The organism is Bacteroidia bacterium (assembly GCA_025056095.1).
Taxonomy (GTDB): domain Bacteria; phylum Bacteroidota; class Bacteroidia; order JANWVE01; family JANWVE01; genus JANWVE01.
In genome coordinates this window covers 1-14,484 of record JANWVW010000005.1, presented here as the reverse complement: position 1 = coordinate 14,484, position 14,484 = coordinate 1, and the positions used below count along the sequence as shown (strand labels likewise).

The 14,484-nt window shown below is 37.6% G+C and carries 15 protein-coding genes; 5 read left to right on the top strand and 10 right to left on the bottom strand.

All coding sequences use genetic code 11. The features are described from left to right. The 5 genes from NZ519_00850 to NZ519_00830 all read right to left on the bottom strand — a co-directional run bounded on the left by NZ519_00850 (position 1) and on the right by NZ519_00830 (position 3,163). Complete coding sequence (locus tag NZ519_00850) at positions 1–882, bottom strand: DUF6089 family protein (protein ID MCS7027287.1); 882 nt, start codon at positions 880–882, stop codon at positions 1–3. Between the two features lie 109 nt (positions 883–991). Then, positions 992–1,453, bottom strand: a complete 462-nt coding sequence (locus NZ519_00845) for a thioredoxin family protein (GenBank protein ID MCS7027286.1) — start codon at positions 1,451–1,453, stop codon at positions 992–994. A 16-nt stretch (positions 1,454–1,469) separates the two neighbouring features. Further along, entirely contained in the window at positions 1,470–2,411 is a 942-nt protein-coding gene (gene plsX / locus NZ519_00840) for a phosphate acyltransferase PlsX (GenBank protein ID MCS7027285.1), read from the bottom strand. Beyond that, positions 2,411–2,593 carry a 50S ribosomal protein L32 gene (rpmF, locus tag NZ519_00835; protein ID MCS7027284.1) on the bottom strand — a complete coding sequence of 61 codons (183 nt, stop codon included), beginning with the start codon at positions 2,591–2,593 and terminating at the stop codon, positions 2,411–2,413. Before rpmF ends, plsX begins: the two co-directional genes overlap by 1 nt. A gap of 18 nt (positions 2,594–2,611) precedes the next feature. Beyond that, positions 2,612–3,163 carry a DUF177 domain-containing protein gene (locus tag NZ519_00830; GenBank protein MCS7027283.1) on the bottom strand — a complete coding sequence of 184 codons (552 nt, stop codon included), beginning with the start codon at positions 3,161–3,163 and terminating at the stop codon, positions 2,612–2,614. 348 nt (positions 3,164–3,511) lie between these two features. Between NZ519_00830 and NZ519_00825 the strand changes: the two genes are divergently transcribed. Beyond that, a complete protein-coding gene (locus NZ519_00825; GenBank protein ID MCS7027282.1) occupies positions 3,512–5,230 on the top strand; it encodes an OmpA family protein in 1,719 nt (572 codons plus the stop codon). Positions 5,231–5,358: 128 nt separating this feature from the next. On the opposite strand, the gene NZ519_00820 is transcribed toward NZ519_00825, so the two are convergent. Genes NZ519_00820 through corA form a run of 3 tightly spaced genes read right to left on the bottom strand, consistent with a single transcriptional unit; the run spans position 5,359 to position 8,284 of the window. Beyond that, positions 5,359–6,141, bottom strand: a complete 783-nt coding sequence (locus NZ519_00820) for an enoyl-CoA hydratase-related protein (protein ID MCS7027281.1) — start codon at positions 6,139–6,141, stop codon at positions 5,359–5,361. Between the two features lie 38 nt (positions 6,142–6,179). Continuing rightward, positions 6,180–7,199, bottom strand: a complete 1,020-nt coding sequence (locus tag NZ519_00815) for a YfiM family protein (protein MCS7027280.1) — start codon at positions 7,197–7,199, stop codon at positions 6,180–6,182. A gap of 29 nt (positions 7,200–7,228) precedes the next feature. Further along, entirely contained in the window at positions 7,229–8,284 is a 1,056-nt protein-coding gene (corA, locus tag NZ519_00810; protein ID MCS7027279.1) for a magnesium/cobalt transporter CorA, read from the bottom strand. Between the two features lie 298 nt (positions 8,285–8,582). On the opposite strand from corA, the gene NZ519_00805 reads away from it, so the two are divergent. The 4 genes from NZ519_00805 (at position 8,583) to NZ519_00790 (ending at position 13,535) form a co-directional block, all read left to right on the top strand. Beyond that, positions 8,583–9,422 (top strand): DUF3822 family protein, encoded by an 840-nt coding sequence (locus NZ519_00805; GenBank protein MCS7027278.1) that lies wholly within the window; start codon positions 8,583–8,585, stop codon positions 9,420–9,422. A 24-nt stretch (positions 9,423–9,446) separates the two neighbouring features. After that, a complete protein-coding gene (locus NZ519_00800; protein MCS7027277.1) occupies positions 9,447–10,088 on the top strand; it encodes a hypothetical protein in 642 nt (213 codons plus the stop codon). Between the two features lie 58 nt (positions 10,089–10,146). Further along, positions 10,147–12,042 (top strand): PKD domain-containing protein, encoded by a 1,896-nt coding sequence (locus NZ519_00795; protein ID MCS7027276.1) that lies wholly within the window; start codon positions 10,147–10,149, stop codon positions 12,040–12,042. 92 nt (positions 12,043–12,134) lie between these two features. Then, entirely contained in the window at positions 12,135–13,535 is a 1,401-nt protein-coding gene (locus NZ519_00790; GenBank protein MCS7027275.1) for a M28 family peptidase, read from the top strand. A 1-nt stretch (position 13,536) separates the two neighbouring features. Here NZ519_00790 and NZ519_00785 read toward each other — a convergent pair whose 3' ends face one another. Then, positions 13,537–13,944, bottom strand: a complete 408-nt coding sequence (locus tag NZ519_00785) for a response regulator (protein ID MCS7027274.1) — start codon at positions 13,942–13,944, stop codon at positions 13,537–13,539. A 60-nt stretch (positions 13,945–14,004) separates the two neighbouring features. Next, the gene (locus NZ519_00780) at positions 14,005–14,361 is read right to left on the bottom strand and encodes an NADH-quinone oxidoreductase subunit A (GenBank protein MCS7027273.1); all 357 of its coding nucleotides are present in this window, start codon (positions 14,359–14,361) and stop codon (positions 14,005–14,007) included. Positions 14,362–14,484 lie beyond the last annotated feature (123 nt).

The window sequence follows — 14,484 nt, the reverse complement described above, 5'->3', positions numbered from 1 at the left end:
CTATTTGAATTTGGGACAGCGGACCCAGTCAAGGTAGTAAGAAAGCGTTACACCAGTGTAAGAATACCAGTCTCTATCGCTTGGATCTCCTCTTTGCTGACCTGTGGTGAACCATTGATATTCTTCACTAGTGAGTTGGTCAGGTGAACCTTCGTTAGCACGGTTAGCGAGGGCAAAGGCTATATCTCCATTAGCACCAGCGTATTGTTTAATCAAGTATGGATCTGCAGCTTCTTTAGTACTTACATCATCTAGGTAGTCTGTAAATAGGTAACGGAAACCAAGCTCAAAGTTCAAATCTATGTTAGGTTTAATTTTAACTCTCAAACCTGCACCGAAAGGTATGCATATTTGAGTTAAAGAATAAGGCTTGATTTTAGAACCTGGGATATTTTGTCCCTCAGTACCAAGAGGTTGTAGCGCATACCATTTTCCCTGATACTTTGCTTTGGGGTTAAAAGTAAAGACACCTACACCTGCAAATACAAAGGGATTGTACATAGGGCGGTATCTATACTTACGTGTGCTAGCGAAGAAATCATACATTAGGTGTCCGCTAAATTCAAATATATTGGAGCGGAAGCTAAGATTTCTGGCTTTTCTCACTTTGTCTGTGTTCTTTGCATCAGTAGCCCCTATGCGTCCAAAAGCAGCGAAAGCACGCGCGGATATATGAGAGTTAAACTGGACACGAATTTCTCCCCCTCCACCTAGCTTGGTGAACTTGGGATAGAAATCATCGTCCAAGTCACCAATGTAATTCATCGCACCCAGCGAGGGACCTATAAATACTCTCGGTTTGAAGCCTGTTCGCTGCGCGTTAGCTTCAAAACCAATCAGCAAGGCTATAATCAGCGCCCAAACTGTTTTATTCATATTCATGGCTGGTTTAACAAAAATAGTTTGTGCGTAATTTTGCTTCAATAAGAATAAAATTATATACAGCTTTTAAATTGATACAAAGTTATGTATTTTTATGCAAACTACCAAATTATTTTTTAATTTTTTCACTAACAATTCTGTAAATGTTGTTCTCTAAGCCTTTTTTAGGTTTTTCTACTATTCGCCCAAGTTCTTGATTATCACGTAGAAATATAATTGTTGGTACTTTTTTAACCCCATATTTTTTTACCCATAACTTTTCATCTTTTTTTGTAGTATCAATTGCTATAAAGGTATACTGTTTAACAGGTAGACTTTCTTTGATACTTAATAAGCGAGGCACCCACTTCTTACTATCCGAACACCATGTACCGAAGAAAATAAGCACATCTACCGAATCCTTGACTTGCGCTAAGGCACTAAGTATTTCCTTGTTTGCTTTTTTGTACCTGTATACAGTATCTACTTTCACTTTCCATTTGACTTCTTTGAAGTATTGCTCTTCGGTTAAATAACCAGATAAATATTGCTTGTTACAGCCCCACCAGCTTATTACTGCAAAGCTTAACACAGCTCCAAAGTATATCTCAACGGAGCGCATACTTGCTCTCAAAATCGGATTGAATACTTGAGACTAGTTTTTTTTCTATCAACTCTACTGCTTTGAAAAACATATTATTAAAAGCCACAGCATTTGAAATCCCATGCCCTACAATAGCAATTCCCTCACAGCCTAATATAGGGGTTCCTCCGTAAGTTTCGTAATTAAAAAGGCTAACATCTATCTTATCTTTGAACAAGTCATATATTGCTTCGGCGTGTTTGAGTAAGATATTACCTATAAATCCATCGCAAACAATTACATCTGCACTTTGATTGTGTAGATCTCTACCTTCTATATTTCCTATAAAATGAAGAGAGTTTTGCTGTGCTAATAGTTCGTATGCTTTTTTAGTCATTTGGTTCCCTTTGCTTTTTTCTTGACCTACATTAAGCAGTGCTACTCGTGGGCGTTCTATGTGGTGCATAACTCGCATGTAGGTACTTCCCAGTTGTGCAAAGTTGACCAAGTATTCGGGCTTACAATCCATATTCAGACCTACATCTAGTAAATACGCAAAACTTCCGTTTTTTTGTGGATAGTACGTGCCAATAGTAGGGCGTTGAACTCCTTTGATGAGTGGTAAAATTAAGGAAGCACCTACCAGCATAGCGCCTGTGTTTCCTGCGCTAATAAAAGCGTCAGATTGTTTTTGCTTTACTAAATTTAGTCCAATAGCTATACTATTTTTAGGTTTTTGCTGAAAGGCTTGTACAGGATTTGCGTCCATCTCTACATATTCGGTAGTATGGACAATCTCTATACGATTAAAAGGAATTTTGTAGCGTAAGAGCAAATCCTGTATTACACTTTCATCCCCAATAAGAATAACTTGTGAGTCTTTGTGGTTTTGAACAAAAAGAGATACCCCCTCCATGCTAGCTTGAGGGGCAAAATCTCCACCAAACACATCAAGGGCAATGCGCATCAAGCCTGTTCTTTAACAATATACTGCTGTCCTCTGTAATACCCACATGCAGGACAAATAGTGTGGTATACTTTTGGCGCACCGCAGTTACTGCACTTTACGATAGTAGCTACACGATCTTTTTGATGTGTTCTACGTTTATCTCTTCTTGATTTAGATAATTTTCTCTTGGGATTTGGCATAGTTGTATCTATTAAAGGTTAGAACTTAATTTTTTTCAAGTCATTCCAGCGAGGATCTATATCCTCTGTATCTTGATTAGATTTTGTTACCTGATTGAGCCACTCTTCGGGCTTTTTTTGGCATACTACGCATATTCCATTCTTTTGTGCAGGGCATAACCGCATAGGAAGTTTCACATGAGCTACTTCATAAAACTCCTGACCTACATTGATTTGCTTGTCTATCACAGAGAACCATCTTAGTTCTCTTTCTTCTTTGTCTTCTAAATTTTTCTTTTCCTGCTCACTGAAATATTCCTTGTAGCGGTACAAAACTTCGTCTTTAGCCTGTATAGGTAGAGCGAATTCCTCTGCACATATATCACAGGGTACTATAACCTGACCTTCTACATATAATCTTGTATCTATTCCGTAATGAGCCTTTTTGAGTTGAATCTGGGCATTGAGATTAGCTTTTTGGATTATACTGTGTTCAAAAGCGTGGAAAAAAGCGTCATCTAATACAAATTTGTACTCATACACACCTTGTTTCAAACTAAGCACCTCAATCCAAATCGAATGCTCTTCCATATTGCATGCATCGAAGGGACTGCAAAGTTATATACTTCGTTCTGAATGCACAAATTTTTTTTGGAAATTTCTAATCCTGTTTTTTGATTATATTAAGTTCATTTTTGTTTTATGTGAAGCATATACGCAGGCTTAAATTTTAGCTTTACCTTCGTGTCCTTGCCCACACAACCGGAGCAAAATATAGCAACGGCACACCAAAAAATTAAAAACTCTTCAATAGTCATTTGTAGAATGCACGTAGTTGAAATCCCTTGCAAAAGAAAGAATGCATAAGATTTTGCCTTATAAAAGGTAGGAATAGCTCAAATGTATATTTGAGTTTTTTGTTTGTAATATTGCGTTGTTATGCCAAAATGGATAGTTTATATATGTTTTTTTTGTGGAATCGTTCAAGGTTTGACGCAAGAAGAAAAGGAGATTATTACTGTAACTACCTTAGCAGGAACCACAAAGGTTGGGCATAAAGATGGAGATTGTAAGCAAGCGTTATTTTATGGTCCTAATCGTTTGTACATAAGTAATTCAGGTAACATATACATTACAGATGAGCAGAATTATTGCGTGCGCAGAATAAATGTTATCGGAAACGTGAGTACTTTAGTTCGTTGGAAAGATTTTGATAAGCAAATACTTGCACAAATTGTAACCTATCGCCCTGCGGGCTTATACGTAGATTTTTATGAAAATGTGTTTGTTACAGAACCTTCAAAACATAGATTGATGCATTTTCAGCCTAAGAAAGCACATCGGATTATAGCGGGTAAAACTGATACTCCAGGTTTTGTAGATGGTGTGGGCGAAAATGCTTTATTACATACTCCTACGGGCATGTGTGTAGATGAAGAAGGTAACTTTTATATTGTAGAGCAATGGAACAACGCGGTTAGAAAAGTAACACAAAAAGGCGAAGTAACTACTATTGCAGGAGGTAAAAGAATAGGTTTTGCTGATGGCAAGGGACTTGAAGCCCAATTCAATAATCCCACAGGTATTTGTATAGATAAAAATCGTAATTTGTATGTAGCAGATTGTTTCAATCATCGGATACGTAAAATAGCCCCCGATGGCACTGTAACCACAGTTGCAGGAAATGGATTAGCAGGCTACAAAGATGGCAAAGCTGAAGAAGCTCTTTTTAACTATCCTTACGAACTTTGTGTTGATTCCGAAAACAATATCTATGTGGTAGAGGAAGGTAATCATACAGTTCGTAAAATAGATTATCGCGGAATAGTTTCTACTATTGCTGGAAACGGTAGCCCAGGCTACAAAGATGGAATAGGTAAAGAAGCTCAATTTAATACCCCTCATGATGTTGAAATGGATAGTAAGGGCAACCTTTATGTTGCTGATTACAAAAATAATTGTATCCGTAAAATCACATTTAGTAAGTTAAAGCCCGAAAGTACGCCAACAGTCCAACCTTCTTTTTTGTCCAAAACTATATCTGTAAAATTTAGTGCTAAAATAACTGACAAACTAACTTACCTACCTGTTGATGCTCAAATTATTATAGAAGATAGCACTCATGCCCCTATTCGTTTAGTGGCTAACAATGGCTTGGTAACAGAAACTATTACCCTTGAACCTGGTACGTACAAGCTGACTGTACAACATCAGGACTACTTGTTGCGCAAGCAGTATATTACTTTCAGCAAAGAGGATAAAGAAAAAAATCTTTTTATTGACCTTGAAAAGCTGTACGTTGGAAAGATAATCACGTTTAATAATATCAATTTCAATCCTAATGAAGCTACTTTTTTACCTGAATCTTATCCTGATTTGAATGAGATTTATTTGTTTTTGAAAAATAATCCCACTGTGCAGATACAAATTAACGGTCATACAGATAACGGTGCACCTGGGACCAACCCTCAATATTTATTAGAACTTTCTCAAAAAAGGGCACAAGCCGTAGCGAACTATCTTATTCAATTAGGTATTTCGCCGCACAGGGTAAAATACAAAGGTTTTGGAAATACAAGACCAATAGCAGACAACAGTACTCCCGAAGGAAGGCGTCAAAATAGAAGGACAGAGGTGGAGATTATTGCAGGGCAGTGATTTTTGGAGTAGTTGTTGGGGGTTTTGTGTGTTAAATAGAGGTATTTGGTGAAGGTATGTAGGAATTTGTGTGTGGTTCGCCCCCGCTTTGCGGGGGCGAACCACAGCTGAAACTAAGCACTCAAAATTTACTTTCCCTTAAACTCGGGCTTTCGTTTTTCTACAAAAGCTTTCATACCTTCTTTTTGATCTTCGGAAGCAAACAAGAGGTAAAAGTTTTTGCGCTCAAATAATAGACCATCATCAATAGTAGTGTCAAAGGATTTGAGTACGGCTTCTTTGGCTAACTTAACAGCTAAAGGGGATTTAGTAGCAATTTCTGAAGCAAGTTTTAAGGCTTCGGATAGATAGAGTTCCACAGGTACAACTTTGTTAATCAAGCCATATTCGTAAGCTTCTTTTGCGGAGATGAATCGCCCTGTTAGAACCATTTCCATAGCACGGGCTTTACCTACGGCGCGGGTCAAGCGCTGTGTTCCCCCTGCGCCAGGCATTACACCAATATTGATCTCGGGCTGTCCGAATTGTGCTGTTTCGGATGCAATAATCATGTCGCAAATCATGGAAAGTTCGCAACCTCCCCCCAAAGCAAAACCACTTACTGCGGCAATAAGCGGCTTTTTTATTCTACGAATAGCATCCCACTTGGTAAACTGGTCTATATTGAGCATTTCTATGGCACTCTTATCTTGCATTTGTTTAATGTCTGCACCTGCGGCAAAAGCACGTTCGTTACCTGTAATAACAATGACTCTAACTTGCTCATCGCTGTCCAAAGTTTGCAGGGCATCTACCAATTCAGACATGAGTTGCAAGTTGAGTGCATTCAGCTCTTTGGGTCTGTTTAAGCGAATTAAAGCCACATAGGGCTGCACTTGGGGTTCTACCAAAATAAATTCGTAGTTTTTCATATAATCAATGATTGTTCAAGCACAAATATAGTCAAAACTCAAAAATATAGAGGATGCACACGCGTACCTTTTCTACTGAATTCTACCGCAGGAAAAGGGACTTTTAACAAATTAAAAGCATGCAATACATGATTTAAGACTTTGTACTTAGTATGTACCTTGCGTAAATTTAAGTCTAAGCTAATGTACCACTGTCTAAATTCACGTTGTTTTACGATCCAAGGTAAAGGTTTTTGGTAATCCCCTAGTAGTCCATCCGCGCCGTAACCTATACTCATGCATAACCATTTGGGATACCATTTTTGGGCTTTTTCGCCTAAAAAATCATATATGTTGAAGCTTAACCAATAAGTTTGCCCATTGTAATCTTTGAGTATGCGTTCTGAAAAAGTTTTGCCCAATAGATCAGGTCTTTGTGCGGCATAAGGAGTTAGGTGAGCAGAAAATTTCAAATCTATGCGCTGCTCTTGCCATAATAACTCTTCTGTAATGACTAATGCAGAGCCTACGGTATTTGCTACTAAATCGGCTACACTTGCACCATATTTACACATTAAGCCATCAAAGTATTCAATAGGGTGTTGCATCAAGATGCCATACATTCCACCTATCCATACGGCTTTTTTGCGAGATATGCCTGTCCATTTCATGGCTTGAATAGCTATTCTGCTTTGTTGATATGCGGCATAGGTATGTCCTAACTTATCTACTTGTTTCCATTCATGTTGGTCGTCAAACCAGTGAAAAGGGCAACGTGGTTCTTTGGCGTACCAAAACGCATATACACTGCCCATAGTAGCAGCATATCCTGTGGCACTTATTCCTACCACCCAGCGCATGCGTTTAGGCTGATAAACTGAACTATCTTGCTGCGCCCATGACGAAATATGGGTAATAATGCATAGGATCCATATAATAGCGAGAGATTTTTTGCGTGAGGCATGCGAAGGGTGGGCGTTAGCCCAGTGCGAAGCGCAGCGAAGCACCGAAGCGATAGCGTAGCCCGTAGCACGCCGACCTTGCCTGCATGAGCGTAAGCGAAATGCAGGCAAGGACACGCCCAAAAAATTATCCAAAAAATTTACTCTCAAATCCACTTTCTACGCTTGAACAAGTATAACAAAAAACCTATCACTAATCCCATAAAACCTAATACCACAAAATAAGCATACTTCATTTTGAGCTCGGGCATGTTTTCAAAATTCATTCCGTAAATTCCTGCAATAAACGTAACAGGTACAAAAATACCACTCAAAACGGTCATAAACTTCATGATTTCATTGGTCTTATGTGCGGTAGTGGAAAGATGTATATCCAAAATGCTTGAAGTTGTTTCTCGTAAATTGTCAATAATATCTACAACTTCCACAATTTGATTGTAAATGTCTTTATGCACAGGTTCTAACTTGATATTGAGCTTGTCCCTTTGAGCAAAACTATTAACAATCTCCCGCATAGGCCATATATGCCTGCGTAAAAGTAATAGCTCCCTTTTACATTGATATAAATCCGACAAAAGCTGCTTACTGCCTTCACCTATAAATACGCGTTCTTCTATTGTATCTATTTTATCGCTAATTTTTTTAAGCGCAGGGAAATAATTATCGACAATGGCATCAAAAATGGAAAGAATAAGATACTCCGAACCAAACTTGCGAATTCTTGACTGCGGATGCAAAATTCGTTGCCGAATGTTGTTCAAGCTATCGCTATCGTCTTCGTGAATAGTAATTACAATTCCTTCGTGAAACTTGAATACAGCTAACTGCTCCTGCACTATGCCTTGTGTACTTTCATCATAATTGATTTGAGTAAGGATGAAAAATTCATAATGTTCAGTGCTTTCGTATTTGCCGCGCTGCCCAAGTTCTAAAACGTCCTCAATATGAATGCTGTTGATTTGAAAAAAATGGGCTATTTGATGCAAAGCTGTTTGCTCTTTGGGGTGAACGATATGTATCCAATACTCGGACTTATCATCAAAAGTTAAATCGGACACTTTGCACGTATAGTTTTTTAGATCATTTTGATTGTATTGATAGACTTGTACGCTTACTTGGCTATTAGGGTGTTGAGTAAGAAAATCATTGCCCCCTGGAGCTTGATTTGTGAATAAGGTACGCCTGAACGTATATTTTTTCATTATGCAAATATAGCAGAATTAAAAGAATTGGGTTTTTCTGTATTATATAGGGCTACTCTAATAAATTCCATGAGTTAGGTAAGTAGTGCTGGTAATTTGTTCAACTAACTTTCTGAAAGAAACTAAAACGGGCTTTTTTCAAGAAAGGATGTTTCTTGTACATCAAGTTCAGAGGTACCGTATTTATACATTTGAAAGTTAGAAACAGATAGATTCTACATCGTTTCAAGAGATGGTTTTATGACAGTAAAGCTATGCAAAATTTCAATTCAATGAAAAACTTATTTACCTTTGCTGTATGTCTCTTTTGAATAGTAGTACAGTTTGCAACTTTCATTATAAGAGCGATGAAAAACATGACTTAAAGGAGTGCGAGACGCAAGTACAATTAGATAGTGATGGGATTCATTTTGGAGTATTTTACGGTAGTAAGTGTATTCAATTTGCATCTTATCAGTTTCATACACATATAACCGACGGAATAAGACATGAAATAGCAATTAAGTACATTGCGGCTGCTTTGGATAAGTTTAAGAAAGTTAGTTTTTTGTATCAAGCACCTAAGTTTTTATTTGTTCCTGATGCTTTATGGCGAAAAGACACATTAGTACAAGATTTTATGGTGGTTAATGATTACTTTCCTGAGTTAGAAACATTGCATAAAAAAGTCTTTCAGTCGCATAGATGCACGTTTATTTATACTTTGCCGATTGAGTACTCTAAAAATTTCAAGTATTTAGAGCAAGATATTGATATTCGATTAAGTGCTGTGGAGCTCGTTGCGTATTATGACAAGTATCTCAAAAATAAACAAAATGAAACCGATGTGGTTTTACATATCCAGACTAATAATGTAGAAATGGCTTGTTTCAAGGAAGGAAAATGGCTGCACTACAACCAATTTAGGTATGATGCGGTTGAGGATATGCTCTATTACGTTCTTTTTACTATGGAACAGCTGAATTTTAATCCTCAAACCACGCATGTACATGTACAAGGAAGAGTAGAAAAAGTTGGAAATGTGTATCAAATGCTGTACAAGTACCTTCGTCAGACAGATATGGTAACTTGTCCTCATAATAGTTACGCCTCATACTTGCCTAATTATCATCATTTTGCTTTATTTTTTGAACGTTAGTTATTGTTATTTTAGTTTTGCAAAGTGAAAGAAAAGTTTATTTTTATTGCCGTATTGTTGATTTTGACGCAATCTTGTGCATGGTTTAAAGCTAAAATTCGTAATCAGCAGCAAAGTACACAAAAGAATCCGCCAAAAGTGTCTAACAAAAGTATTATTGAAGTTAAACCTTGTGTAGTATCTAAGGTGCAGGTTTATTCTCATTTATTTTGCAAGAGTGAAGTTAAGTATGCAAGGAATTACAATGAACTCAATCCAATGGATAAATTTATGGTGAATGAGGGATTTAGTCAGCGGCAAATGCCAGGTAAATTACTTTTAGATGTTTTAGTTCAAAATGATAATCCTGTTCCTGTGCAATTAGAAAAACTACGTTGGCAGGCAGTATTTGATAATAAACTATTAGATAGCGGCACTACACAAATAGAACAAAAAATTCTATCTCAAAGTATGCATTGGGTCAGAATACCTGTGGAATATGATGCTATGAAAATTACTCAAAAAAACACTATGTTAGCTAAAACAAATACAGCTTTAATGCTGCACCAGTTTGAACGGTTTCAATTTTTTACAAGGATTTTTGCACGCCCTTTATATGATACAAGCACAGCTACTTTGAGAGGTACCTGCCAAGACAGTGTTATGAAGCTTTATATAAATAAATAAAATTTGGAAAATTGAAGCGGCATGTTTAACTTTGTAATAAAAATTAAATAACGATACAATGAAGCGGTCTTATTTATTAGCTATTGCTTTTGTTCTCCTATCCTGCAGTGCTTATGCCCAACTAATTACTATAGGTTCAGGGACTGCTGTAAATACTACAACTACTGCAAGTCCAATCAATATTTACTATCGTAGTTTGCATTGTCAATTTGTTTACACAAAATCAGAGCTTAATGCTGCAGGATTGCCAGGTGCAGCAGTAATGACTAAATTTGGCTTTTATGTACACCAAGCTCCGATTTACGCGCTTCCCAACTACACTATTTCTATGAAACACACTACCGCTACTAACCCTAGTGTATATGATGGTTCAGGTTTAACAGTAGTAAAAACTATCGCCAGCTATATGCCTACCGCAGGAAAGTGGGACACACTTGATTTAGATACTCCATTTTGCTGGAATGGTGTGGATAACATTTTAGTTGACGTATGCTTTGATCTTGTTCCTGCTTGGAATGCATCAGGCCAAATTCGTATATTTACTTCTACTAATGGTTTCAGGTATATTCGTTCAGATATATCCAATCAGTGTGGAGTACCTACTACTACAAATGCTACTACCAAACCACAAGCTCGTATGCGTTTCCAGAATATCGGTGCACCTATACCCAACTTCACTGCGGATACCGTTTGTGTCAATTTACCTACTAGTTTCACGAACTTAACTACAGCAGTCTGTGGTACACCCACTTATCTTTGGGATTTTGCAGGTTTAGGTACTAGTACCGCAGTTAATCCTACTTTCACGTTTCCTGCAGCAGGTTCTTACCCAGTTAAGTTGGTAGCTACGTTAGGTTCACTAAAAGACAGTATTATTAAAAACGTAATTGTCAAACCTCGTCCTAATCCGACTATCTCTACGGCGAATCCAAATATATGTATAGGGGACCCCATTACAATAACTACTACCGCTACAGGTCTGATAAAATGGTACGTCAATGATACACTTTTCACAATGGGGACAACCTCTATATATTACATTCCTAAATATAACGACACGGTCAAAGTACAAGAAACTGCTCCCAATGGATGTAGTGCCTGGTCTAACATTATCATCATAAAAAGAAATCCTTACCCAGATAAACCTACTATAACGCGCATCTCTCCTCCATCTACGGCAGTAATATGTATTGGAGACTCTGTAACGTTAATGTCAAGTTCTCCTACAGGCAACCAGTGGTATATCAAGAGTGGCTCTACGTACGTTCTTCAACCTGGAGCTACAGGACAAACCTTTAAATATTTAGCCACAGGAAATTTTGTAGCTGCAGTAGAAGTTTCTACTCCATTTAATTGTAAAAAGCGTTCAGATGACTTTTTAGTAACCGTTAGCCCTCCAGTTGTACCTTCGTTTTTTGCATCACCTGTTAAAGGCACTGCACCGCAAACTGTGTTTTTCACTGATATGTCTTCCGGAATACCAATGGGCAGCCAATATAAATGGTATTTTGGAACAGGTGATAGCAGTAGCTTTAAAAATCCTTCTTATACATACCTGAATCCTGGTGTCTATACTGTAACTCTCAAAATTACACCTTTACCAGGAACGGGATGTGCAGGCGTTACAGTTAAGAACGCTTATATCACAATTAACGCTGATACTACTAGTACTACTATCCAAGAAAGCGCTATCATCAATCAAAATAGTGTTACAATTAGCCCTAATCCTGCTAATGATAATGTGAATATTAGCTATATACTCAACAGAACAGACAATATCACTCTGACCATATCCGATCTAAGTGGAAAAACTTACTTTGTACATCAAGAAAATCAAGCTCCGGGGCTTCACAACATAAGCTATACCACTTCCGAACTACCCACAGGGGTTTATATCATCAGAATACAATCAGCTCATCAAAGCGTGTACAGAAAGCTGGTTATTGCGAGATAAACTGATCAAAAGTTGGACATTTTGAAAGTAGAAGCTAAATAAAAGCTTCTACTTTTTTGTAATTAAACTTTATATTGTAGTTTTGCTTGAAAATGAAAGCGCAAAGGTTTTTTATTTTAATGCTGTTCTTCGCACTTAGCAATGCTGCTTTTACTCAACCTCAACAAGCAAATGACTCCATTATTATTCGCAAGTTTTATGATGCCGCATTGATGCAAGGAAAATGTTATCAGTGGTTAGATTATCTAAGCAACCAAATTGGGGGAAGATTAAGCGGTTCGCCACAAGCTCAAAAAGCGATTCAGTGGGCAAAAATGGTAATGGACACGTTAAAATTTGATAAAGTCTATTTGCAAGAAGTAATGGTACCGTATTGGGTAAGAGGAAAAAAAGAAGAAGCCAAAATTATTAGCAAAAAATTTGGGAAGATAGATGTGCATGTTTGTGCATTAGGAAATTCAGTAGGAACAGATAAAAAGGGGGTTACTGCCCAAGTCATAGAGGTCAAGGGATTGAATGAATTAGAAAAATTAGGAAAAGAGAAAATTGAAGGTAAAATCGTGTTTTACAACAGACCTATGGAACCCCGTAATATCAACACTTTTGTTTCTTACGGACAAGCAGTAGATCAAAGAGCTTTGGGTGCTAGTGAAGCAGCGAAGTACGGTGCAGTTGGCGTAGTAGTTCGTTCTATGACCTTAGCTCATGATAATCATCCGCATACAGGTTCATTGCGTTATGATACCGCATTCAAAAAGCTGCCTGCCGTAGCTATTAGCACAAATGACGCAGATAAGTTAAGCGAAATGTTAAAAAAGGACCCTGAACTTAAATTTTACTTCAAAACCGATTGCAGGATGATGGGTGAAGTTCTGTCTTACAATGTAATTGGTGAAATTCGCGGTACTTTATACCCCAATGAGATAGTATTGGTGGGCGGACATTTAGACTCTTGGGATAACGGTGATGGCGCGCACGACGATGGAGCAGGCTGTGTGCATGCCATAGAAAGTTTACGTTTGTTTCAAGTACTCGGAATTCGCCCAAAACGTACTTTAAGAGCAGTTTTATTTATGAACGAAGAAAATGGACTGCGGGGGGGCTTAAAATACGCAGAAGTAGCTGCACAAAATTCAAATGAAAAGCACATTGCTGCTATTGAAAGTGATGCAGGAGGGTTTACTCCACGCGGCTTCGGATTTAGTTGTGAAAATAAAAACATTCTGTCTAAAATGCTCAAATATGCAAAATACTTTGAACCGTATGGCTTATATGAATTTAAGGAAGGGGGAGGTGGTGCCGATATTAGTCCACTTAAAAATCATCAAAAAGATATTGTTTTAATTGGCTATATTCCTGATTCGCAAAGGTATTTTGATTATCATCACGCCGAAATAGATACATTTGCAAATGTAAATAGGCGGGAATTAGAATTAGGTGCAGGATCTATTGCAGCGCTGCTATACTTACTTTCTGAATATGGGACAGAGTAATTTAAGACTCTGGAATTATACTCAACACTTGCTCTATTGTTTGAATAAGCTTTTCTGCTTGCCAAGGTTTATGGATATAAGCAGAAATATTGGCATATTTTTGCATCTGTTCAATGGCTTCGGCATTAGCTTGACCTGTAAGCACTATGGTCTTAATATGAGGATAGACTTGATACAGTTCAATCAAAAACTCATCACCTTTGATGTGCGGCATCAGCCAATCACAAATAACTAAAGTTACGGTATATTCACCCTTGCTTTCGTATTCAGATATAAGTTCCTTTGCCTCTTCAGCCGTTTCAGCGGCTTCATACACAAACCTATCTCCAAAATTAGCTTCCAGCTCTTGAATTAGTGAACTCAAGACTATCTTCTCGTCATCTACACAAAGTATTACTTGCTTCTTCATTACATTACAAAAATATACGAAATTCGTATAAAAGTCAAGTCATATTTTATGAATTTAGTTTTATTCCCATTCAAAACCACCTTTTTTGAATAAGTAAATGTATCCTACGAATAGAATAGCAATAAAAGTTACCATTTCTGCAAATGCGTAAATCCCTAACTGTCTGTACTGAACTGCCCAAGGATACATAAACACAACTTCTACATCAAACAAGATAAAGAGCATGGCTACCATGTAAAATTTTACAGAGAACCTATCACGTGCTGTTCCTACGGGATCCATACCGCTTTCATAAGCGCTGTGTTTGATGCGGGTAGGTCTACTTGGACCTAACCACTTTGCTAGCAGCACAAAGCCTACTGCAATCAATAAGGAAATAGTTAAAAGCAATAAGACAGGAAAATATGCACTTAGCATATTGGGCAAATATAAAACAAATTCTACTTATTTTACAAAGAATTATTTTTTTGGGCGTGCCCTTGTGGGCTTTTGCCCACAAGGTCGGCGTGCTTCGGGCTACGCTAACGCTTCGGTGCTACG

What these genes read in the sequence shown, in the direction of transcription:
- NZ519_00850 (MCS7027287.1), bottom strand. Translation starts at nt 882, where the DNA reads ATGAATATGAATAAAACAGTTTGGGCGCTGATTATAGCCTTGCTGATT.
- plsX (MCS7027285.1), bottom strand. Translation starts at nt 2,411, where the DNA reads ATGCGCATTGCCCTTGATGTGTTTGGTGGAGATTTTGCCCCTCAAGCT.
- rpmF (MCS7027284.1), bottom strand. Translation starts at nt 2,593, where the DNA reads ATGCCAAATCCCAAGAGAAAATTATCTAAATCAAGAAGAGATAAACGT.
- NZ519_00830 (MCS7027283.1), bottom strand. Translation starts at nt 3,163, where the DNA reads ATGGAAGAGCATTCGATTTGGATTGAGGTGCTTAGTTTGAAACAAGGT.
- NZ519_00825 (MCS7027282.1), top strand. Translation starts at nt 3,512, where the DNA reads ATGCCAAAATGGATAGTTTATATATGTTTTTTTTGTGGAATCGTTCAA.
- NZ519_00820 (MCS7027281.1), bottom strand. Translation starts at nt 6,141, where the DNA reads ATGAAAAACTACGAATTTATTTTGGTAGAACCCCAAGTGCAGCCCTAT.
- corA (MCS7027279.1), bottom strand. Translation starts at nt 8,284, where the DNA reads ATGAAAAAATATACGTTCAGGCGTACCTTATTCACAAATCAAGCTCCA.
- NZ519_00805 (MCS7027278.1), top strand. Translation starts at nt 8,583, where the DNA reads ATGTCTCTTTTGAATAGTAGTACAGTTTGCAACTTTCATTATAAGAGC.
- NZ519_00795 (MCS7027276.1), top strand. Translation starts at nt 10,147, where the DNA reads ATGAAGCGGTCTTATTTATTAGCTATTGCTTTTGTTCTCCTATCCTGC.
- NZ519_00790 (MCS7027275.1), top strand. Translation starts at nt 12,135, where the DNA reads ATGAAAGCGCAAAGGTTTTTTATTTTAATGCTGTTCTTCGCACTTAGC.
- NZ519_00785 (MCS7027274.1), bottom strand. Translation starts at nt 13,944, where the DNA reads ATGAAGAAGCAAGTAATACTTTGTGTAGATGACGAGAAGATAGTCTTG.
- NZ519_00780 (MCS7027273.1), bottom strand. Translation starts at nt 14,361, where the DNA reads ATGCTAAGTGCATATTTTCCTGTCTTATTGCTTTTAACTATTTCCTTA.